At 64.1% G+C, this 22,531-nt stretch carries 19 protein-coding genes; 10 read left to right on the top strand and 9 right to left on the bottom strand.

From position 1 onward, the window contains the following. Positions 1–180 precede the first annotated feature (180 nt). From ACKWRH_RS41655 to ACKWRH_RS41620, 8 genes are all read right to left on the bottom strand, one after another. Complete coding sequence (locus ACKWRH_RS41655; RefSeq protein WP_445218270.1) at positions 181–1,410, bottom strand: ABC transporter substrate-binding protein; 1,230 nt, start codon at positions 1,408–1,410, stop codon at positions 181–183. A 240-nt stretch (positions 1,411–1,650) separates the two neighbouring features. Further along, positions 1,651–2,877: an ABC transporter substrate-binding protein gene (locus ACKWRH_RS41650; RefSeq protein WP_445218269.1), complete on the bottom strand. Its 1,227-nt coding sequence runs from the start codon at positions 2,875–2,877 to the stop codon at positions 1,651–1,653. Positions 2,878–3,004: 127 nt separating this feature from the next. Next, on the bottom strand, positions 3,005–4,234 hold the full coding sequence (locus tag ACKWRH_RS41645) for an ABC transporter substrate-binding protein (RefSeq protein ID WP_282519964.1): 1,230 nt from the start codon (positions 4,232–4,234) through the stop codon (positions 3,005–3,007). 40 nt (positions 4,235–4,274) lie between these two features. Then, a complete protein-coding gene (locus tag ACKWRH_RS41640) occupies positions 4,275–5,294 on the bottom strand; it encodes a branched-chain amino acid ABC transporter permease (protein ID WP_028151939.1) in 1,020 nt (339 codons plus the stop codon). A gap of 2 nt (positions 5,295–5,296) precedes the next feature. Next, positions 5,297–6,175, bottom strand: coding sequence for a branched-chain amino acid ABC transporter permease (locus ACKWRH_RS41635; RefSeq protein WP_063980940.1), 879 nt, complete (start codon positions 6,173–6,175; stop codon positions 5,297–5,299). Between the two features lie 12 nt (positions 6,176–6,187). After that, positions 6,188–6,901, bottom strand: a complete 714-nt coding sequence (locus tag ACKWRH_RS41630; RefSeq protein WP_282519965.1) for an ABC transporter ATP-binding protein — start codon at positions 6,899–6,901, stop codon at positions 6,188–6,190. After that, entirely contained in the window at positions 6,898–7,695 is a 798-nt protein-coding gene (locus tag ACKWRH_RS41625; RefSeq protein ID WP_445218268.1) for an ABC transporter ATP-binding protein, read from the bottom strand. The genes ACKWRH_RS41630 and ACKWRH_RS41625 overlap by 4 nt, the downstream gene beginning before the upstream one ends. Before the next feature lie 66 nt (positions 7,696–7,761). Then, on the bottom strand, positions 7,762–8,628 hold the full coding sequence (locus ACKWRH_RS41620; RefSeq protein ID WP_445222568.1) for an IclR family transcriptional regulator: 867 nt from the start codon (positions 8,626–8,628) through the stop codon (positions 7,762–7,764). Between the two features lie 130 nt (positions 8,629–8,758). Between ACKWRH_RS41620 and ACKWRH_RS41615 the strand changes: the two genes are divergently transcribed. The 10 genes from ACKWRH_RS41615 (at position 8,759) to ACKWRH_RS41570 (ending at position 21,194) form a co-directional block, all read left to right on the top strand. Next, complete coding sequence (locus ACKWRH_RS41615; protein WP_063980943.1) at positions 8,759–10,855, top strand: 3-hydroxyacyl-CoA dehydrogenase NAD-binding domain-containing protein; 2,097 nt, start codon at positions 8,759–8,761, stop codon at positions 10,853–10,855. Positions 10,856–11,014: 159 nt separating this feature from the next. Beyond that, positions 11,015–12,697: a dicarboxylate--CoA ligase PimA gene (gene pimA, locus ACKWRH_RS41610; RefSeq protein WP_445218267.1), complete on the top strand. Its 1,683-nt coding sequence runs from the start codon at positions 11,015–11,017 to the stop codon at positions 12,695–12,697. Then, positions 12,694–13,881 carry an acetyl-CoA C-acyltransferase gene (locus tag ACKWRH_RS41605; RefSeq protein ID WP_014498261.1) on the top strand — a complete coding sequence of 396 codons (1,188 nt, stop codon included), beginning with the start codon at positions 12,694–12,696 and terminating at the stop codon, positions 13,879–13,881. The genes pimA and ACKWRH_RS41605 overlap by 4 nt, the downstream gene beginning before the upstream one ends. Positions 13,882–14,030: 149 nt before the next feature. Beyond that, the gene (gene pimC, locus ACKWRH_RS41600) at positions 14,031–15,221 is read left to right on the top strand and encodes a pimeloyl-CoA dehydrogenase large subunit (protein WP_085403564.1); all 1,191 of its coding nucleotides are present in this window, start codon (positions 14,031–14,033) and stop codon (positions 15,219–15,221) included. Positions 15,222–15,354: 133 nt separating this feature from the next. Next, complete coding sequence (pimD, locus tag ACKWRH_RS41595; protein ID WP_445218266.1) at positions 15,355–16,497, top strand: pimeloyl-CoA dehydrogenase small subunit; 1,143 nt, start codon at positions 15,355–15,357, stop codon at positions 16,495–16,497. Between the two features lie 135 nt (positions 16,498–16,632). Then, positions 16,633–17,406, top strand: coding sequence for an SDR family NAD(P)-dependent oxidoreductase (locus tag ACKWRH_RS41590; protein ID WP_445218265.1), 774 nt, complete (start codon positions 16,633–16,635; stop codon positions 17,404–17,406). Between the two features lie 191 nt (positions 17,407–17,597). After that, complete coding sequence (locus ACKWRH_RS41585) at positions 17,598–17,921, top strand: endonuclease domain-containing protein (RefSeq protein WP_445222567.1); 324 nt, start codon at positions 17,598–17,600, stop codon at positions 17,919–17,921. Between the two features lie 264 nt (positions 17,922–18,185). Then, on the top strand, positions 18,186–19,688 hold the full coding sequence (gene glpK, locus ACKWRH_RS41580; RefSeq protein ID WP_445218264.1) for a glycerol kinase GlpK: 1,503 nt from the start codon (positions 18,186–18,188) through the stop codon (positions 19,686–19,688). A 7-nt stretch (positions 19,689–19,695) separates the two neighbouring features. Then, entirely contained in the window at positions 19,696–20,289 is a 594-nt protein-coding gene (locus ACKWRH_RS41575; RefSeq protein WP_445218263.1) for a GNAT family N-acetyltransferase, read from the top strand. Positions 20,290–20,564: 275 nt separating this feature from the next. Continuing rightward, a complete protein-coding gene (locus ACKWRH_RS41570; RefSeq protein ID WP_445218262.1) occupies positions 20,565–21,194 on the top strand; it encodes a glutathione S-transferase family protein in 630 nt (209 codons plus the stop codon). A 12-nt stretch (positions 21,195–21,206) separates the two neighbouring features. Here the strand turns inward: ACKWRH_RS41570 and ACKWRH_RS41565 are convergent, their stop codons facing one another. Continuing rightward, positions 21,207–21,995, bottom strand: a complete 789-nt coding sequence (locus ACKWRH_RS41565) for a hypothetical protein (protein ID WP_445218261.1) — start codon at positions 21,993–21,995, stop codon at positions 21,207–21,209. Positions 21,996–22,531 lie beyond the last annotated feature (536 nt).

The following is a 22,531-nucleotide window of genomic DNA, read 5'->3' as shown; positions in this document are numbered from 1 at the left end:
GCGGACAGGGAGCAACTGGCGGGATCTCGCCGATCACTTGCCTACCGCATCACGCGGACGAGCGTAAGCGGGCTTTACCATCATTCGATTGTGCAATCGCGTGATCATAATCGGCGCGCAATAGAAAGCCCCCTGCGATGGTCTCGCAGCGGGCTTTCCGTCTTCTCGTCTTCAAGGCGGCTAGCCGCCGACGTCGGCGCTGATCACGTCTCCGAACAGCTCCCACTTCTCGCCCTTGAACTTCTCGAGTTGAAGCTGGCTGATCGGCGCGAAATCGGTCGGCGAGGTGTTGATCTTGACGCCCGGCAATAGCGCCTCGGTCCGGAAGTCCTTCAGGCTCGCGGCCTGCTTCATGACGTTCTCGCGCGTGAGATTGTCACCGCACTGCTTCAAGACCTGGACCAGTGTCTGCGCCACGGCATAACCGACGATGGTGCCCTTATCGAGCTTGTCGCCCTCGGGGAAGTATTTGGTCATGAAGGCCAGAAACTCCTTCATGCCGGGATCGTTGTTCCACGCGGGATCCGACACGTCCTTGAGATAGTCGGCCGAGATGATGTCCTGACCGTTTTCGAAGCCGGCGGGCTTCATCACGCTACCGACCGAAGCGGAGACGTTGTTGAGGAAGTGCAGCGGCTTCCAGCCGATCTCGGCATTCTTCTTGATCGCTTGCGCGGCGAATTTCGGCGTCGTGATGTTCATGAAGACGTCGGCGCCGGTCGACTTCAGCTTGACGATGTGGTTGTCGATGGTCGGCTCGGAGGTCTCGTAGCTCTCTTCGATGATGATCATCGAGGCGGCTTTCGAGCCGAGGCCATCCTTCAGGCCCTTGAGATAGTCCTTGCCGTAATCGTCGTTCTGGAACAGCACGGCGATCTTGGCGTCCGGCTTGTTCTTGAGCAGCCACTTCGCATAGATCTGCGTCTCGCTCTGGTAATTGGGCTGCCAGCCCATGGTCCAGGGGAAGTTCTGCGGATCGTTCCACTTGGTGGCGCCGGTCGCGACGAACAGCTGCGGCACCTTCTTCGAGTTCATGTATTTGTGGATCGCCGAGTTCGGCGGCGTGCCGAGCGAGTTGAAGATGAACAGCACCTCGTCGCTCTCGACCAGCTTGCGTGCCTGCTCCACCGTCTTCGGCGGAGAGTAGGCGTCGTCATAGGAGATGTAATTGATCTTGCGGCCGTTGATGCCGCCCTCGTCGTTGATCTTCTTGAAATAGGCGGCTTCGGTCCGCCCGATGATGCCGTAGGCGGAGGCCGGTCCGCTGTAGGGCATGATGTTGCCGATCTTGATTTCGGTATCGGTCGCGCCTGTATCGTATTTCTTCTGAGCCGATGCAGTGGAGGCCGAGGCCGCAACGAGCGCAAGCGCCAGTGACGCGGCCGCAAGTTTGCCGGTGACAGCAAGCATTCCTATCTCCCTATTTTCTTGGTGTGTGTGCGTCCCTTTTCTTGGCTTGATGATTTTTGGCGGCGCTGCCGCAATTCAATACGATTTACCGGGAGCCTTCAACAGAAAGCCCCCGCGGCTGCGTCGCAGGGGCTGCTCCTTTAGTAGTCAAGGACCGGCGCGCGCTCGTGTGCGACTGCGAGACGGCGCGGCTGTCTTGAGTTGATTAACCAGTCGGAGGCGATTTTGAGTTGCGTGGCTTCAGTGGCCGAGCTCGCTCGAGATAATGTCGCCGAACAGCTCCCATTTCCTGCCCTTGAACCGCATCATCTGGAGCTGCTCGATCGGGGCGAAATTATCGGGGGAGGTGTTGATCTTGATGCCGGGCAGCAGCGTGTCGGGCTCGAAATCCTTCAACGAAGCGGCCTGCTTCATGACGTTCTCATGGGTGAGTTCGTCGCCGCACATCTGCAGCACCTTCACCATGGTCTGGGCCGCGGCATAGCCGAACACCACGCCGGCATCGAGCTTGTTGGCCTTGGGGTCGTACTGCGCGAGGAAGTTATAGAACTTCTTCATGCCGTCATCGGCATTCCATTGCGGGTCAGAGCCGTCCTTGGTGTAGCTCGCCGACAGGATGCCTTGCGAGATCTCCAGGCCCGCGGGCTCGAGCACGCCGCCGACCGAAGCCGAGACGTTGGAGATGATGTGGACCGGATGCCAGTTGATCTCGGCCGCCTTCTTGATCGCCTGCGCGGCGAATTTCGGCGTGGTGATGCTGAGGAAGACGTCGGCGCCCGAGGCCTTCAGCTTCACGACGTGCTCGTCGATCGCGGGCTCCGACGTGTCGTAGCTGTCTTCGAGCACGATCATCGATGCCTTGGCGCCAAGGCCGTCCTTCAGCCCCTTCAGATAGTCCTTGCCGAAATCGTCGTTCTGGTAGAGCACGCCGATCTTCGCGTCCGGCTTCTCCTTCATGATGTATTTGGCGTAGATGCGCGCCTCGCTGGCGTAGCTCGGCTGCCAGCCCATGGTCCACGGATATTGCTTGGGATCGTTCCACTTGGAGGCGCCGCTCGCCACGAACAGCTGCGGCACCTTCTTGTCGTTCATGTATTTGCGGATGGCGCCATTGGTGGAGGTGCCGAGCGAGCCGAAGATCAGCAGCACGCCGTCGCTCTCGACCAGCTTGCGCGCCTGCTCCACCGTCTTCGGCGGCGAATAGCCGTCGTCGTAGGAGATGAACTTGATCTTGCGGCCGTTGATGCCACCCTCGGCATTGATCTTGTTGAAATAGGCTTCCTCGGCCTTGCCGATCGCGGCATAGGCGGAAGCCGGCCCGCTATAGGGCATGATGTTGCCGATCTTGATCTCGGTATCGGAAGCGCCGCTGTCGTATTTCTTTTGCGCCAGTGCCGGGCTGCTCATCGCAGTGCACAACGCGAGCGCGGCCGAAGCGGCCGCAACCTGAAATCGAACGACAGTCATCTTTCTCCACCCGGAATGGATCGGCGCCGCATTGAACAAGATTGACGCCTGACGTCAACAAAAAGCCCCCGCGGTCGCGCGCGGGGGCTTTGTCAGATTTGACTAGACTTGGACTATTGCGTCAGCGTCACTCGGAAGCGACGTCGCCGCTGATGATCTCGCCGAAGAGTTCCCACTTCTCGCCCTTGAAGCGCTGCATCTGGAGCTGCGAGATCGGGGCGAAGTCGGTGGCGCTGGTGTTGATCTTGACGCCGGGCAGCAGGGTGTCCGGTGCAAAATCCTTCAGGCTGGCGGCCTGCTTCATCAGGTTGGCGCGGGTGAGGTCGTCACCGCACATCTCCAGCGTCTTGACCAGGGTCGACGCCGCGCCGTAGCCGTAGACCATGCCGGTGTCGGTCTTGTCGGCGCCAGGCATGTACTTGTCTACGAACTCGTTCCACTTCTTCATGCCGGGATCGTTGTTCCACTGCGGGTCGGTGGAATCCTTGGCATAGGCCGCCGACAGTACGTCCTGCGAGGCCTCGAAGCCGGCCGGCTTCATCACGCTGCCGACCGAGATCGACACGTTGGTGAGGATCTGGAGCGGCTTCCAGCTGAGCTCGGCGGTCTTCTTGATGGTCTGGGCCGCGAACTTCGGCGTCGCGTAGATCAGCAGCACGTCAGGATTGGCGGCCTTGATCTTGACGATGTGGCCGTCGATCGACGGCTCGGAGATCTCGTAGCTCTCTTCCATGATGATCATGGACGCGCCCTTGGCGCCGAGACCGTCCTTGGTGCCCTTGAGGTAGTCTTTGCCGAAATCGTCGTTCTGGTAGAGGATCGCGACCTTGGCGTTCGGCTTTTCCTTCATCAGCCATTTCGCGTAGATCTGCGCTTCGCTCTGGTAGGAGGGCTGCCAGCCGATGGTCCAGGGGAAGTTCTTCGGGTCGTTCCACTTGGTGGCGCCGGTGGCGACGAAGAGCTGCGGGATCTTCTTGGCGTTCAGGTACTTCTGGATCGCGGTGTTCGAGGGCGTGCCGAGCGGATTGTACACGGCCAGCACTTCGTCGCTCTCGACCAGCTTGCGGACCTGCTCGACGGCCTTCGGCGGCGAATAGGCGTCGTCATAGGTGACGAAGTTGATCTTGCGGCCGTTGATGCCGCCCTTGTCGTTGATCATCTTGAAATAGGCTTCTTCGGTCTTGCCGATGATGCCATAGGCCGACGCCGGACCGCTGTACGGCATGATGTTGCCGATCTTGATCTCGGTGTCGGACGCGCCGGTGTCGTATTTTTTCTGGGCAAGTGCTGCGCCGGAGGTGAGGGTCGCGACCGCCGTTACGAGTGCGGTGGTTCGCAGTATTCTTCCGAAAAGCAATTGGGTCTCCTTGGTTAAAACAACAGTCTGGATGGAAGTTTCAGTTCTTCCTGAGCCGACCGGCGAGTTGCTGGCCCAGGATCGCGACTTGCCTTGCGCCATGCGGCACGAGGTAGATGACGAGGAACAGGAGCACGCCGAACACCGCGCCGGAGAGGCCCTTGGAGATGCCCTCCGCGATGTTCGGCACGAAGATGATGAAGGCGGCGCCGACGATCGAGCCGGGCAGCCAGCCGACGCCGCCGACGACCATGCCGAGGAACAGCGAGATCGCGAGCGTGATGGTGTAGCTGTCGGGCGCGACGAACTGCACGGCGATGGCGCCGAGCGAGCCGGCGATGCCAGTGATGGCGGCGGAGACGCCGAAGGCCAGCGTCTTGTACAGCGCGACGTCGACGCCCATCGCGGAGGCCGCGATCTCGTTGTCGCGGATCGCCATGAAGGCGCGGCCCGAGCGGGAACGCAGCAGGTTCACCGAGAAGATGTAGATCGCAATCACGACCACGAGCGTGAAGTAGTACAGCCACATGTCCTGCGACATCGGCAGGCCGAACGGCGCGTCCGGCTTGGTGACGACGAGGCCCTGCACGCCGCCGGTCCAGTGCTCGAGGAAATTCAGCTTGAGGAGCTGTGGCATGGCGGTGGCGAGCGCGAAGGTCGCGAGCGCGAGGTAGACGCCGGAGAGCCGCAGCGCCGGCTGCCCGAACAGGAAGCCGAAGCCGAAACAGACGACGCCGGCGATCGGCAGCGTCAGCGCGTAGTTGACGTTGAAGTGCTCCATCAGCACCGCCGTCGTATAGGCGCCGACCGCATAGAACGCGCTCTGGCCGAGCGAGAACTGGCCGCTTCCGCCGGTCAGGATGTTCAGCGCCAGCACCGCGAGCCCGTAGATCAGGAGCATCGTCATCTGGAAGATGATGAAGTTCTTGACGAAGACGGGCGCGATCAGCAGTGCCGCGAGCACCACCAGCGAGGTGCCGGTGCCCAGCGTCATGGCGCGCTTCGGAACAGCCTCGACCGCCTCGTGGCCTTCTGCAACGACTTCTTCTGCAGCGCTCATGATCAAACTCGCTTGACGATGTGCCGGCCGAACAGGCCAGCGGGTTTGACGACCAGGACGGAGATGATCAGCGCGAGCGCGATCGGGAGTTTCAGCTCATTGCCGACGCCGGGGATGTAGGTGCCGGCGAGGTTCTCGAAGATGCCGACCAGGAAGCCGCCGACCACGGCGCCGAACGGGCTGGTGAGACCGCCGAGCACCGCGGCGGCAAAGCCGTAGATCAGCACGCCGCCCATCATGTTGGGCTCGAGGAACACGACGGGGGCGATCAGCATGCCGGCGATCGCGCCGATCGCGGTCGCCATGCCCCAGCCGAGCGCGATCATCCAGGACGTGTTGATGCCGACGAGGCGGGCCGATTCAGGCACCGAGGCGGCCGCACGCATGGCCAGGCCGATGCGCGTGTACTGGAAGAAGAAGTAGAGGCCGAGCAGCAGGAGCACCGTGACGCCGATCATGCCGGCCTGGTGGGTCGAGATCAGCTGGCTGCCCAGGAACGGCGCGGAGCCGAACGGGGTCGGGTACTGCTTGATGGTGAAGTCCCAGATCAGGCCGGCCGAGGAGTTGATGATCGCAAACAGGGCGATGAAGCCGGCGACGTTGGTCAGCACGGGCGCTTTCGCCAGCGGCTTGAACAGGATGCGCTCGATCGCGATGCCGGCGACGAAGGAGAGGGCCAGCGTGAGGATGAAGGCGGCCCAGTAAGGCACGCCCCACTGCATCAGCTGCCACGAGATGAAGGTCGAGAACATCGCCATCTCGCCCTGCGCGAAGTTGAGATGGTCGATCGCCTGGTAGATCATGACCACGGCGAGCGCCATGCAGGCGTAGATCGCGCCCGTGGCGATGCCGGCCAGCACTTGGTTGGTGAACAGCTCCATCGTGCCGGCTCCTCAGTAACCCAGATAGGATTTGCGGATTTCTTCGTTGTTCGCGATGTCCTTGGCATTGCCCGACATCACGATGCGTCCGGTCTCGATCACATAGGCCTGGTCGGCGAGCTCGAGCGCGAGTTGGGCGTTCTGCTCGACCACCAGGATCGACACCCTGTCCTCGCGGTTGATCTTGCCGAGGATGCCGAACAGGTCGCGCACGACCAGCGGCGCGAGGCCGAAGGACGGTTCGTCGAGCAGCATCAGGCGCGGCCGCAGCATCAGCGCGCGGGCGACCGCGAGCATCTGCTGCTCGCCGCCCGAGAGCGTGCCGGCCTGCTGGGTATGGCGCTGCTTCAGCACCGGGAAATGCGCGTACATGCGCTCGATGTCGGAAACGATGCCGGCGCTGTCCTTGCGGGTGATGGCCCCGAGCTGCAGGTTCTCCTCGACCGTCATCGTCGTGAAGGTGCCACGCCCCTGCGGCACGTGGGCGATGCCGAACCGCACGATGCTCTCGGTGGAGCGGTTGCTGAGCGGCTTGCCTTCGAACTCGATCGCGCCGGTGGAACGCACCATGTTGCAGATCGCGCGCAAGGTGGTGGTCTTGCCGGCGCCATTGGCGCCGAGCAGCGTCGTCAACGATCCTTCGTTGAGCGAGAAGGACAGGCCATGGAGCGCCTGGACCTGGCCGTAATAGGCGCGCAGGTCCTTGACGTTGAGCAGCGTCGTCATTGGTCCTTGCTCCCGAGATAGGCCTTGATGACGTCGGGGTCCGCCTGCACCTGGGCCGGCGTGCCTTCCGCGAGCTTCTTGCCGAAATTCAACGCGACGACGTGGTCGGCGATCGACATCACGAGGCCCATGTGGTGCTCGACCAGCAGCACGGTCATGTGGCGGTCGTCGCGGATGCGGCGGATGAGGTCGCCGAGCACGTAGACTTCCTCGTGGTTGAGGCCGCCGGCGGGCTCGTCGAGCAGCAGGATCTTCGGGTCGGCCGCGAGCGCGCGCGCCAGCTCGACGCGTTTCTGCGTGCCGAAGGGCAGGCCGGACACGACGGTGTGGGCGACGTCCTCGAGCTTGAGATAGGCGAGGATCTCCTGCACCTTCTTGTTGACCTCGGTCTCGCTGCGCCGGACCCAGGCGAGCCTCAGGGAGTCGCTGATGATGTCGCTGGAGGTCTTCGAATGGGCGCCGACGCGGACGTTGTCCATCACCGAGAGGTTCGGAAACAGCGCCACGTTCTGGAAGGTGCGGCCGATGCCGATCTCGGCGATCCGGTGCGGAGGCCGCGACAGGATGCTCGCGCCTTCCATCAGGATGTCGCCCGACGACGGCTGATAGAGTCGCGAGAGGCAGTTGAAGAGCGTGGTCTTGCCGGCGCCGTTGGGGCCGATCAATCCGAGGATCTGGCCCTTGTGCATGTCAAAGGACACGCCGTTGAGCGCGATGATGCCGCCGAACACGACGCTGACGTCGCGAACCGCGAGCAGGGGCGATGTCCCCCGCGCGAGCTGTGCCTGCGTCATCTCGTCTCGCCCACACACGTCAGTGGGCGAAGGGGCGATGCGAACCGCTCCCGGTGATGACAAAGGCTATCTGAACCCCTCGGCCACACGCGCAACTTTTCCTCCTGATTTCAGCTTTTTGCTGACTTCTTTTTTGGATTGCGGCATCAGTCCACCGAGTGCCGCTTCAATGTTCCTTACCATCGCCAGCAGACGCGGTCCAATGTCGTTGATCAAACGCTCTTCCGTGAAGCGGAATGCGGGCGCGCCGCAATTGAATGCGTAAGGTCCGGTTCCGTCGTTGAGCTTGAGCGCGACGCCGGCGGCGCCGATGTCGTCGTGCCAGTCGCCGACGGACATCGCGAAACCGTATTTCGCGACCGTCTCGCCGGAACGTTCCAGTCCGTCGCGCATCTTCGGCCACCGGCTGCCGTAATGTTCGCGCAGAATGCGGGACACCTCGGCGCGGGCTTCTTCGTCGAGCGCCCAGAAATAGGCGCGGCCCATCGCGCTGGTTGCAATCGGCACGCGGGAGCCGACGTCAAGTTGAACGCCGACCGTCTCGCTGCCGCGACTTTGCCCGAAATAGATCATGCTGTGACGGTCGCGGCCGCCGATCGCGACGGCGCCGCCGGTCGCGCGCATCACTTCCTCGCGAAATGGCTCGGACAAATGCCGAACGCCGAGATTGGATAGCGCCGCATAACCGAGCGCCATCGCGGCCGGCGCGAGCTGATACTTCTCGAAACGGGGAACCGGTGTCAGATAACCGAGCTTCGTCAGCGTGTAGGTCAGGCGCGAAACGGTCGGCTTGGGCAGGTTCGTACGCGCAGCGATCTCCTGGTTGCCAAGAAGTCCGTCGCTGGGTTGGAATGCGCGCAATACATCTAGTCCGCGGGAAAGCGCGACGACGAAATTCCGATCGGTCGCAGTCTTCTTGCCTGTACGCTTCATCCCTGATCTGCTTCTTGCGCGGAGTCGTTGACAACGTCCGTGCTTCAAAATAACCCTGCCGTCAAGATGCGGAATTAAATTCCGCACCGCGAAATCGAACAAAAGTAAATCCCCACCAAGGAGGGAAGCCGTGAGCGAAGTGGTCAAGCTTGAGCGTCATGACGAAGTCGGGATCGTCACGGTCAACAGTCCTCCGGTCAATGCGCTGAGTGCCGCAGTGCGCGGCGGTATTCTGGAATGCATCAAGGCCGCGATTGCCGATCCCGCGATCAAGGGCATCGTGCTGACCTGCGCCGGCCGCACCTTTATCGCTGGTGCCGACATCACCGAGTTCGGCAAGCCGCCGAAGCCGCCCGCCCTCAACGACGTGCTCGCCGAGATCGAGAACTCGCCCAAGCCGGTCGTCGCCGCGATCCATGGCACCGCGCTCGGCGGCGGCCTCGAGGTCGCGCTGGCCTGTCATTTCCGCGTGGCCGTGAAGGAAGCCAAGCTCGGCCTGCCCGAGGTGAAGCTCGGCCTGTTGCCCGGCGCCGGCGGCACCCAGCGCCTGCCGCGCGCGGTCGGGCCGGAACTCGCGGTCAAGATGATCGTCGGCGGCGATCCGATCGGTGCTGCCGAAGCGCTCAAGAACGGCCTGATCGAGGAGATCGTCGAAGGTCCGGCCTCCGGCGGCGAAGCCTTCGTGCGCAAGCTGCTCGCCGAGAAGCGTCCGCTGCGCCGCCTGCGCGACGACGATTCCAAGCTCGCCGCGGCCAAGGCCGACCGCTCGATCTTCACCAATGCGGTCGCCGCCATGACCAAGAAGTCGCGCGGCCTGGAAGCGCCGTTCGCCGCCGCCGACGCCGTCGGCTACGCCATCGACCTGCCGTTCGACGAGGGCCTGAAGAAGGAGCGCGAGGGCTTCCTCAAGCTCGTCAGCAGCGACCAATCCAAGGCGCAGCGTTATGCCTTCTTCGCCGAGCGCGAGGCGAGCAAGATCGCCGGCGTCCCTGAGGGCACCAAGTCGCGGCCCGTGAACCGCGTCGCCATCCTCGGTGCCGGCACCATGGGCGGCGGCATCGCGATGTCCTTTGCCAATGCCGGCGTGCCCGTCACCCTGATCGAGACCGGCGAGGAGCAGCTCAAGCGCGGCATGGGCATCATGCAGAAGAACTGGGAAGCAACCGCCGCGCGCGGCGGCATCCCGGCCGACGCGCCCGCCAAGCGCATGGCGCTGATCAACGGCGTCGTCGGTATCGAGAACGTCGGTGATGCTGACCTGGTGATCGAGGCCGTGTTCGAGACCATGGCGGTGAAGAAGGAAGTGTTCGGCAAGCTCGACCAATACGTCAAGCCCGGCGCCGTGCTCGCCTCCAACACCTCCTACCTCAACATCGACGAGATCGCGAAGTCGACCAAGCGGCCGCAGGACGTGCTCGGCATGCACTTCTTCTCGCCCGCCAACGTCATGAAGCTGTGCGAGATCGTGCGCGCCGACAAGACCGCGCCGGATGCGCTGGTCACCGCTGTGACCATCGCGCGCAAGATCGCGAAGGTGCCGGCCGTGGTCGGCGTCTGCGACGGCTTCGTCGGTAACCGCATGCTGGCGCAGCGTGGCAAGCAGTCCGAGAAGCTGCTGTTCGAAGGTGCCTTGCCGCAGCAGGTCGATGCCGTGGTTACAAAATTCGGCATGCCGATGGGGCCGTTCGCGATGGGCGACCTCGCCGGCCTCGACATCGGCTGGCGCTCGCGCAAGGACCGCGGCATCAAGTCGGAGATCGCGGACGCACTCTGCGAAGCCGGCCGCTTCGGCCAGAAGACCGGTAAGGGCTACTACAAGTATGAAGCAGGAAGTCGCTCGGCGCTGCCCGATCCGGAGGTCGAAAAGCTGATCGACGAGACGCTGCTCCGTCTCGGCCGCAAGAAGCGCGTCGTCAGCGACGAGGAGATCCTCGAGCGCATGATGTACCCGATGATCAACGAGGGCGCGAAGATCCTCGAAGAGGGCATCGCGGCGCGTCCTTCCGACATCGACGTGGTCTGGCTCTACGGCTACGGCTGGCCGATCTACCGCGGCGGCCCGATGTTCTGGGCCGACACCGTCGGCCTCAAGCACATCGCCGATCGTCTCTCCTTCTACGCCAAGGAGACCAACGACCCGAGCCTCGAGCCCGCGCCGCTGCTGAAGAAGCTCGCGGCCGAAGGCAAGACGTTCGCGTCGCTGGCGGCGGCGTCGAAGGCGGCGTGATGGCCGCTTCATCTCAACCCTCGTCATTCCGGGATGCGCCGCAAGGCGCAGGCCCGGAATCCATAACCCCAGCTGGTGGTTATGGATTCCGGGCTCGCGACTTCGTCGCGCCCCGGAATGACGGCGTCTGTTAATTGCTCGCTCGATAAATCAAGAACTATGACCCATCCCGGCGAACAGTTTTATCCCGAGGGCGTGCGTTGGGACGACACCATCGTCCAGGGCTCGCTGCCTGACCTGCTGTCGAAAGCCGCCGCCGATTTCGGCCCGCGCACCGCGCTGGAATTCCGCGACCGACCGATCAGCTATACCGAGCTCGCCGCAATGGCCGAGCGCGCCGCGGCTGCCTTCCTGCGCGCCGGCTGCGGCAAGAACAGCTCCGTGGCGCTGTTCCTCGGCAACACCCCGGACCATCCGGTCAATTTCTTCGGCGCGTTGAAGGCCGGCGCCCGCGTCGCGCATCTCTCCCCGCTCGACGGCGAGATCGCGCTGACGCACAAGGTCTCGGATTCCGGCTCGCGCCTGCTCGTCACCTCCAACCTCGCGGCGCTGCTGCCGACCGCGCTGAAGTTCCTGGAGAAGGGCCTGATCGATCGCCTCGTCGTCTGCGAGGACGACAATTGGGGCAAGCTCGGCACGCCGCAGGCGCCGATCCCCGATGATCCCCGCATCGTCACCTTCAAGACCTTCGCCGAGGGCGCGACCGCGCCGGCAGAGTGGCCGTCCGTGATGGCGGACGACGTCGCGCTGCTGCAATATACCGGCGGCACCACCGGCCTGCCCAAGGGCGCGATGCTCACCCACGGCAATCTCACCTCGGCGGTGTCGATCTACGATGTCTGGGGCAAGCCGTCGCGTGCGGCGCGCGGCGACGTCGTCGAGCGCGTGATCTGCGTGCTGCCGCTGTTCCACATCTATGCGCTCACCGTCGTGCTGCTGTCCTCGCTCAGCCGCGGCAATCTGATCTCGCTCCACCAGCGCTTCGATGTCGAGGCGGTGATGCGCGACATCGAAATCAAGCGCGCGACGTATTTCCCGGGCGTGCCGACGATGTGGATCGCGATCGCGGCACTGCCTGATCTCGACAAGCGCGACTTCTCCTCACTCGCCACCATCGGCTCCGGGGGCGCGCCGCTGCCGGTGGAGATCGCGAACTTCTTCGAGCGCAAGGTCGGCAAGAAGCTGCGCAGCGGCTGGGGCATGACCGAGACCTGCTCGCCCGGCACCGGCCACCCGCCGACGGGACCGGACAAGCCGGGGTCGATCGGCCTGATGCTGCCCGGTATCGAGATGGACGTGGTCTCGCTCGACAACCCGACCAAAGTTCTGCCGCCGGGCGAAGTCGGCGAAATCCGCATCAAGGGTCCGAACGTCACCAAGGGCTATTGGAACAAGCCGGAGGGATCCACGGATTCCTTCGCCGACGGCCGCTTCCTCACCGGCGACATCGGCTATGTCGACACCGACGGCTATTTCTTCCTGGTGGACCGCAAGAAGGACATGATCATCTCCGGCGGCTTCAACGTCTACCCGCAGATGATCGAGCAGGCGATCTACACGATTCCAGGCGTGCACGAGGTGATCGTGCTCGGTATTCCCGACCAGTATCGGGGCGAGGCCGCCAAGGCTTTCATCAAGCTCAAGCCGGACGCCAAGCCGTTCTCGCTCGACGAGCTGCGCGCACAGCTCGCCGGCAAGGTCGGCAAGCACGAGTTGCCGGCAGCGGTCGAGTTCGTCGACGATCTGCCGCGCACGCCGGTCGGAAAATTGTCGCGCCACGAATTGCGCCAGCAGCAGAAACCATCACAATCCACCCAACACGCACCAGGAGGTCGCTCTTGACCGACGCCGTCATCGTTTCCACCGCCCGCACCCCGATCGGCAAGGCCTATCGCGGCATGCTCAACGCCACCGAGGGCGCAACGCTGCTCGGCCACGCCATCGGCGAGGCCGTCGCCCGCGCAAAAGTCGATCCGAAGGAGGTCGAGGACGTCGTGATGGGCGCGGCGCTGCAGCAGGGCGCGACCGGCGGCAACATCGCGCGCAAGGCGCTGCTCCGCGCAGGTCTCCCCGTGACCGTCGCCGGCACCACCATCGACCGGCAATGCGCCTCGGGCCTGCAGGCGATCGCGCTCGCTGCGCGCTCGGTGATCTTCGACGGCGTCGAGATCGCGGTCGGCGGCGGTGGCGAGTCGATCAGCCTCGTGCAGAACGACAAGATGAACGGCTTCCACGCCCAGGACCCCGCGCTGCTCAAGATCAAGGGCGAGGTCTACATGCCCATGATCGACACCGCCGAAGTCGTCGCCAAGCGCTACGGCATCTCGCGCGAGAAGCAGGATGAATATTCGCTGGAGAGCCAGCGCCGCACCGCCGCGGCCCAGCAGGGCGGCAAGTTCAAGGACGAGCTGGCGCCGATCACGACGCAGATGGCGGTCACCGACAAGGCGACCGGCGCCGTCTCGTTCAAGGAGGTGACCTTGTCGCAGGACGAAGGCCCGCGCCCCGAGACCACGGCTGAAGGCCTTGCCGGTCTCAAGCCCGTGCGCGGCGAAGGCTTTTCGATCACCGCCGGCAATGCCAGCCAGCTCTCCGACGGCGCCAGCGCCTCGGTCATCATGAGCGACAAGGAAGCCTCGAAGCGCGGCCTTAAGCCGCTCGGCATCTTCCGCGGCTTCGTCTCCGCCGGCTGCGAGCCGGACGAGATGGGCATCGGCCCGGTCTTCGCCGTGCCGCGCCTGCTCAAGCGCCACGGCCTCACCGTCGACGACATCGGCCTCTGGGAGCTGAACGAAGCCTTCGCGGTGCAGGTGCTGTATTGCCGCGACAAGCTCGGCATCGACCCCGAGAAGATCAACGTCGACGGCGGCGCGATCTCGGTCGGCCACCCCTACGGCATGTCGGGCGCGCGCCTGACCGGCCACGCCCTGATCGAAGGCCGCCGCCGCAAGGCGAAGTATGCGGTCGTCACCATGTGCGTCGGCGGCGGCATGGGCGCGGCCGGGTTGTTCGAGGTGTTGCAGTAATTGTTTCTGTCATTCCGGGGCGCCGCGAAGCGGCGAGCCCGGAATCCATAACCACCAGTCGGGGATATGGATTCCGGGCCTGCCCCTTACGGCGCATCCCGGAATGACGGCGGGTTTGGTAAGAATAGAACTGTCCACAGGAGGATCCGATGGATCTCGCATTCACTAGGGAAGAGCAGGCGTTTCGCGAGGAAGTGCGATCATTCTTCCGCGACAACGTACCGCCGGATACGCGGCGCAAGCTGGTCGAGGGCCGTCACCTCTCGAAGGACGAGATGGTGACGTGGTGGCGCATCCTCAACAAGAAGGGCTGGGGCGTCAGCCACTGGCCGAAGCAGTATGGCGGGACGGGGTGGACATCCGTGCAGCACTACATCTTCAACGAGGAGCTGCAGTCCTATCCGGCGCCGCAGCCGCTCGCCTTCGGCGTCAGCATGGTGGGCCCTGTCATCTACACCTTCGGCAACGAAGAGCAGAAGAAGCAGTATCTGCCGCGCATCGCCAATGTCGACGACTGGTGGTGCCAGGGCTTCTCCGAGCCCGGCTCCGGCTCCGACCTCGCTTCGCTCAAGACCAAGGCCGAGCGCAAGGGCGACAAGTGGATCATCAACGGCCAGAAGACCTGGACCACGCTCGCCCAGCACGCCGACATGATCTTCTGCCTCTGCCGCACCGACCCCTCCGCCAAGAAGCAGATGGGCATCTCCTTCATCGTCTTCAGCATGAAGTCGAAGGGCGTCACCGTGCGACCGATCCAGACCATCGACGGCGGCGTCGAGGTCAACGAAGTGTTCTTCGACGACGTCGAGGTGCCCATCGAGAACCTGATCGGCGAGGAGAACAAGGGCTGGGATTACGCCAAATTCCTGCTCGGCAATGAGCGCACCGGCATTGCCCGGGTCGGCGTGTCCAAGGAGCGGCTGCGCCGCATCCGCGATCTGGCCTCCAAGGTCGAATCCGGCGGCAAGCCGATCATCCAGGACGCCGCGTTCCGCGAGAAGCTGGCGGCCTGCGAGATCGAGCTGAAGGCGCTCGAGCTCACGCAGCTCCGTGTCGTCGCCGACGAGGGCAAGCACGGCAAGGGCAAGCCCAATCCGGCGTCCTCGGTGCTGAAGATCAAGGGCTCCGAGATCCAGCAGACCACGACCGAGCTCTTGATGGAAGTGATCGGTCCGTTCGCGGCACCCTACGACGTGCACGGCGACGACGGCTCGAACGAAGCCATGGAGTGGACCGCCCAGATCGCGCCGAGCTACTTCAACAACCGCAAGGTCTCGATCTACGGCGGCTCCAACGAGATCCAACGCAACATCATCGCCAAGGCAGTGCTGGGGCTCTAGGCGTCATTCCGGGGCGCGACGAAGTCGCGAGCCCGGAATCCATAACCACGATCGAGCGTATGGATCCCGGGCTCGCGCTGCGCGCGCCCCGGGATGACGAAATCAGATAATCCGGGTACGAGGAACCAAAGAAATGGATTTTGATCTGAACGAGGAGCAACGGCTTCTCAAGGACAGCATCGACGGCCTGCTGACCGATTCCTATGATTTCGAGAGCCGCAAGAAGTACATGAAGGAGAAGGGCGGCTGGAGCCAGGCCGTCTGGGGCAAGCTCGCCGAGCAGGGCCTGCTTGGCCTGCCGTTCGCGGAGGCCGATGGCGGCTTCGGCGGCGGCGGTGTCGAGACCATGATCGTGATGGAAGCGCTCGGCAAGGCGCTGGTGCTCGAGCCTTATCTGGCCACGGTCGTGATCGGCGGCGGCTTCCTGCGCCACGCCGGCTCCGATGCGCAGAAGGCCGCGCATGTGCCCGGGATCATCGACGGCAGCAAGACGCTCGCCTTTGCCCAGCTCGAGAAGAACTCGCGCTACGATCTCTTCGACGTCTCGACGACGGCGAAGAAGAAGGGCGACGGCTGGGTGGTCGACGGCGAAAAGTTCGTCGTGCTCAACGGCGAGAACGCCGAGACCCTGATCGTCACCGCCCGCACCAAGGGCGACCGCCGCGACAAGACCGGCATCGGCGTGTTCCTGGTGCCGGCGAATGCCAAGGGCGTGACGAAGAAGTCGTACCCGACACAGGACGGCCTGCACGCCGCCGACATCACCTTCACCGGCGTCGAGGTCGGCGCCGATGCGGCGCTCGGCAATCCCGACGACTCGCTCGCGCTGATCGAGCGCGTGGTGGATGAAGCCCGCGTCGCGCTTTGCGCCGAAGCGGTGGGTCTGATGGACGAATCGCTCAAGACCACCGTCGAGTACATCAAGACGCGAAAACAGTTCGGTGTCGCGATCGGCTCGTTCCAGTCGCTCCAGCACCGCGCCTCCGACATGTTCGTCGCCGCCGAGCAGGCGCGATCGATGTCGATGTTCGCGACCATGGCCGGCGATTTCGAGGACGCCAAGGAGCGCTCCAATGCGATCGCCGCGGCCAAGGTGCAGATCGGCAAGTCGCTGAAGTTCGTGGGACAGCAGGCGATCCAGCTCCACGGCGGCATCGGCATGACCATGGAGGCGAAGATCGGCCACTACTTCAAGCGGCTGACGATGATCGAGAACTCGTTCGGCGACACCGACTACCACCAGCGCCGCGTCGCGGATGGTGGCGGGTTGATCTGAGTCTCTCCACCACCACCACCGTCATTGCGAGCGAAGCGAAGCAATCCAGACTGTCTCCGCGGCGACATCTCTGGATTGCTTCGTCGCTTCGCTCCTCGCAATGACGGAGTCCGTTGAAGCATCGAGGCAACAACAATGAAAAACACCCCGTTCGATCTCACTGGCAAGGTCGCAATCGTCACCGGCTCCAGCCGCGGCATCGGCCGCTCCTCGGCGGAACTGCTGGCAAAGCTCGGCGCCAAGGTCGTGGTGTCATCGCGGAAAGCGGAAGCCTGCAAGGAAGTCGCCGACGGCATCGTTGCTGCTGGCGGCGATGCTATCGTCATTCCCTGCAACATCGCGCGCAAGGCCGAGGTCGAGGCGCTGATCTCGGGCACGACGAGACATTACGGCAAGATCGACATCCTGGTCTGCAACGCCGCGGTGAATCCGTATTACGGCCCGCTGCTCGACATCACCGACGAGGCCTTCGACAAGATCATGGGCAGCAACGTCAAGAGCAACATCTGGCTCTCCGCGCTGGCGATCCCGCAAATGGCCGAGCGTGGCAGCGGCTCCGTCGTCATCATCTCCTCGATCGGGGGCCTGCGCGGCTCGACCGTGATCGGCGCCTACGGCATCTCCAAGGCCGCCGACTTCGCGCTGTGCCGCTCGCTCGCCGGCGAATGGGGCCCGAAAGGCGTCCGCGTCAACTGCATCGCGCCCGGCCTCGTCAAGACCGATTTCGCCCGCGCGCTGTGGGAAGACGAAGCCAACCTCAAGCGCCGCACCGCCACCACGCCCCTTCGCCGCATCGGCGAACCCGACGAAATCGCCGGCGCGGTCGCCTACCTCGCCTCGGATGCATCGAGCTTCATGACCGGCCAGACCATCGTAATCGACGGCGGTGTGACGACGGCGGCGGTGTAGGCTTTCGTCACTACTTGCAATTGTATCGCGATCGCGCTTCACTTCAACCTCCCCTGGAGGGGGAGGGTCGCTTCGTGTTGCGCAGAGCGCAACGCCAAGCGGGGTGGGGTGAAGCCACAGAGATGGTCTCAACATCGATCTGACGCGCCGCCGCTAAAAGGCTTCGGGCCAACACGACGCCTCACGAGCGCATCCTTTGGCGCGCACTCAAGGAACTTCCGATGGAAGGCTCGCACTTCCGACGCCAGGCGCCGATCGGGCCCTATGTCGTGGACTTCTTCTGCCCAGCCAAACGTCTCATCATCGAGCTCGACGGCGGACACCACAACGAAGGCGAGACGGCCGCGCGAGATCACGCGCGGCAAAGCTGGCTCGAGAACGAAGGCTATTGCGTCATCCGATTCTGGAATTCGGAGATCTCGAGCGATCTGACCGCGGTGCTCGAACGGATCTATGTGGAGCTGTACGGATCGCGCGAGGCAGAAACGATCCGATTTAAACATCGACGCAAGTAGAAGTTCGCTATCTTACCCTCCCCTGGAGGGGGAGGGTCGATCGCGCGTAGCGCGAGCGGGGTGGGGTGATCTCTCCGCACGGGCACCGCGCGATGCGGAAAGACTGTCACCCCACCCCGTCTCACATTCCGCTGCGCTTCATGTGAGCCGACCCTCCCCCTCCAGGGGAGGGTAAGCGAGACCAATCTTGACCTTCCCGCCCTAATCCGCTCCCTTTGGCGCGACACAATGACCCCTCTCAGGGAAACGCCAAGGTAAGCCACCATGTCTTTCGTCCTCGCCATCGACCAGGGCACCACCTCCTCGCGCGCCATCGTCTTTCGCGGCGACATCTCGATCGCCGCCCGCGCGCAGCAGGAGTTTCCGCAGCATTTTCCGGCCTCGGGCTGGGTCGAGCACGAGCCGGAGGACATCTGGACCTCGACCGTGATGGTCTGCCGCGACGCGATCGAGCAGGCCGGCATCGGGCCTAAGGACATCGCCGCGATCGGCATCACCAACCAGCGCGAGACCACCGTGGTGTGGGACCGCGCCACCGGCCAGGCCGTGCACCGCGCCATCGTCTGGCAGGACCGCCGCACCGCCGACATCTGCGCGAAACTCAAGGCGGACGGCCGCGAGCCCGTGATCTCGCAAAAGACCGGCCTGATCATCGATCCCTATTTCTCCGGCACCAAGGTCGCCTGGATCCTCGATCACGTTCCCGGCGCGCGGGCGCGTGCCGCGCGCGGCGAATTGATGTTCGGCACCATCGACTGCTATCTGCTCTGGCGCCTCACCGGCGGCAAGGTGCACGCCACCGACGCCACCAACGCCTCGCGCACGCTGCTGTTCAACATCCACACCGGCCAATGGGACGACGAGCTGCTGGAGATCATCGGCGTGCCGCGCTCGATGCTGCCCGAGGTGAAGGATTCCTCCGCCCGCTTCGGCGAGAGCACGCCAGACCTGTTCGGCGGCGCGATCGCCATATCAGGCATCGCGGGGGACCAGCAGGCCGCGACCATCGGTCAGGCCTGCTTCCGCCCGGGCATGATGAAGTCCACCTACGGCACCGGCTGCTTTGCCCTGCTCAACACCGGGACTACGCCGGTGGTGTCGAAGAACAAGCTGCTCACCACGGTCGCCTACCAGCTTGACGGAAAGCGCACCTACGCGCTCGAAGGCTCGATCTTCGTCGCAGGCTCGGCGGTGCAGTGGCTGCGCGACGGCCTCGGCATCATCAAGCACGCCGCCGAGACCGGCCCGCTCGCCGATCAGTCCGACTCCATGCAGAGCGTCTATCTGGTCCCCGCCTTCGTGGGCATGGGGGCGCCCTACTGGAATCCGCGCGTGCGCGGCGCGCTGTTCGGCCTCACCCGCAACACCGGCCCGGCCGAGCTCGCGCACGCCGCGCTGGAGAGCGTGTGTTACCAGACCTTCGACCTCTGGGCCGCGATGCGCGCGGACTGGCCGAGCTCGGAAGTCGCGAGCGTCGTGCTGCGCGTCGACGGCGGCATGACGGCGTCGGACTGGACCATGCAGCGCCTCGCCGATCTGCTCGACGCACCGGTCGATCGCCCCGTGATCCAGGAGACCACGGCGTTGGGCGCGGCCTATCTCGCCGGCCTCCAGGCGGGCGTCTATCCGGAGCCGACGAAGTTTGCCGACAATTGGCGGCTCGAGCACCGCTTCAAGCCGAACATGAGCCAGGCGACGCGGGAGCGGAAGCTTGCCGGCTGGGCGCGCGCGGTGAAGGGCGTGCTCGCGAGTGACGAAGGGGAGTGACGGCCGGATGATCATGCCGGATGGCTACTCCGACGTTCCCTCAGGCAAGATCGCCGCGGTCGTCACCCATCTGGAGATGACCGCACCTCCCACGCGCCGCGACGATCCTCCAGGCCGCTGGTCCTTGCGCAAGGTCGACGCGCCCGCGCTCGACTGGTATCGCGATCTCCATCGCCGGGTCGGCGAGGAGTGGTTGTGGTTTTCGCGCGCGCGCTTGAATGACACGGAGCTCGCCGCTGTCATCCACGCACTGGGGGTAGAAGTCTACGCATTGGTCGTGGACGGCCGCGACGAAGGCCTCCTGGAGCTGGATTTCCGCGAGGCCGGGCAGTGCGAGCTGGTCTATTTCGGCGTCACCGATGGCCTGATCGGGACGGGCGCTGCTCGCTTCCTGATGAACCGCGCGCTGGAGATTGCGTGGTCACGCGACCTGCGCCGCGTCTGGGTGCACACCTGCACCTTCGACCATCCCTCGGCCGTCGCGTTCTACCAGCGCTCCGGCTTCCGTCCCTTCCGCCGCCAAGTCGAGGTTGCGGACGACCCGCGTCTCGATGGCACGGCGCCGCGGACGGCGGCGAAACATGTGCCGATTATCGAGTAGTGCGCGGCTGCCTCCCCATCGTCATTGCGAGGAGCCCTTGCGACGAAGCAATCCAGTCTGTCTCTGCGGAAAGATCCTGGATTGCTTCGCTGCGCTCGCAATGACGGAATGTGGCGCTGCCGTCGCTCTTCGAATCGGCACATCAATGCGCGACGGTGTCGTAGCGCGGATGAGCGAAGCGATATCCGGGGAAGCGCTCAGAAGAAGTCCCCGCATTTCCGCTTCATTACGTCGCTATCTACTTCACTCATCCAACAGACGAGCGAGCGCAACCCATGTTCCTGATCGGCCAATACGACTCCCCCTTCGTCCGCCGCGTTGCGATTGCGCTCCGACTTTACGGCCTCGCCTTCGAGCACCGGCCGTGGTCGACCTTCGGCGACGCCGACAAGATCGCGCCGTACAATCCGCTGCGGCGCGTGCCGACGCTGGTGCTCGACGATGGTGAGGCGCTGATCGAGAGCACGATCATTCTGGACTATCTCGACGAACTCGTCGGGCCGGAGAAGGCGATGCTGCCGCGCGGCGGCGCCGAGCGGCGAAAGCATTTGCGCATCTGCGCGCTCGCCTCCGGTCTCGGCGACAAGGCGGTGAGCCTGCTCTATGAGCGCGTGCTGCGGAAGGAGCAGCTTGCGCTGTGGGTTGAGCGCTGCCAGGCGCAGATCGGCGACGTGCTCGGCGTGTTGGAGGCCGAACGCGCGGGGGTGACGACGCCGTATTGGCTAGGGGATCGCATCGGCCACGCCGACATTGCGGTGGCCTGCGTCGTCCGCTTCACCCGCGAGGCGCACCCGCTTCTGTTCGAGCCGTCGCGCTATCCGGCGCTGTCAGCACATGCCGAACGCTGCGAGGCGCTCGCGCCGTTCAGGGAGATCGTGCAGCCGCTGGCCCCGCCGAAGGGGTGAAAGCGCGCCGTCCTATCTCCTGCTACAGGGCTTGATCTCACCCGCCGCGGTCTTCAGGACGATCGGATTCGGCGACAGCCTTATGCCGAAGAACAATTGGGAGCCGGACACCTTGTCGTCCGATCCCTCGTGTGCCTCCAGCTCGAGCTTCGCCGCGATCTCGGATGTCAGCTTGGCCCGCTCCTCCATCGAAATCTTGTTGTGGTATTTGATCTCGTAGACAACATCGGCCTCCAGCACGGATCGCGTCTGGCACACGAGGCTGCCGCTCGAAATGTTCTGGGTGACCGCGTCCTCGCAGTCGGCTTTCAGCAATGCATTCCGGGTCGAGATCAGCGACTCGTCGGAAATCAGCAGAATGTTGGCGTTCTCGAGCTTGAGGTGAATTGAATCGACCTGCTCCATCCCGGCGACGGCGGAGAGCTTGTCCCTGACCTGGGCGGATACGTCGAGATTCTTCTCGAGCGACTGCTTCAAGTCGCGGTCCATGGTCCGGGATTTCTGAATCTTGCCGGTCAGGAGCGCGGGGTCGACTTCGCAGGTCGGATGCAGCTCCAGCCGGCCATTGCTGAGGTACTCGATCGTGTTGATCGTGCCGGGACCGCCGAACGTGCTCGGCGGCACCACCTCGAAATATCCGGTCTCGGAGAGGATGGCCGTGATCGTCTGCTTCTTTCGCGGAAACCCGACCCAGGCCGCAACCATCACCAGGCCGATCGCGACAAAGACGCCGCTACCAAGCCAAAGCCATTTGCGGCTCGCTACTTTCGCGGGCAGCACAACTGATTTCGTTCGCCGCATGGCACGTAGCCTTTCGGGCAGTCAGCCGCGGCAATCGTAGGCAGCACGACAAGGGCGATCGCGGCGACGAACAGTGCAATGAACTGCGTCATATGTTCGATCCCAAGCAAACCATCGGTTTGAAGGTAGTAGGCCGATAGATTAGCGAATCAAGGTTGAGCGGACAAGTGAACGAGTTCACACCGCCCGGTTCCTGCGCGAAATTGCCGGTGAGCCGAATTCGGGGCCGCGACTCGTCCTGGTTGTGTGTCAGAAAGGAGCAGCTCGCTCTTTGCGTCGTGCACTGCCGTTGTTGCGAGGCGAAGGCGCCGTCCAAGTAGATCGTGCACCCGCCGGCGTCGCCGAAGGAGCGAGGTCTCTACCCTCCCCTGGAGGGGGAGGGTCGATCGCGCGAAGCGCGAGCGGGGTGGGGTGACCTCTCAACACGGGTCGTGTTCAACGCGGAGAGACCGTCACGCCACCTCGGTCCGCATTCCGCTTCGCTGCATGCGAAGCGATCCTCCCCCACCAGGGGAGGATGGGGACGCGCGTGTGGC

Source organism: Bradyrhizobium sp. Pa8 (assembly GCF_052588265.1).
The sequence above is the reverse complement of the archived record's forward strand: the minus strand, read 5'-3'. Positions and strand labels throughout refer to the sequence as shown.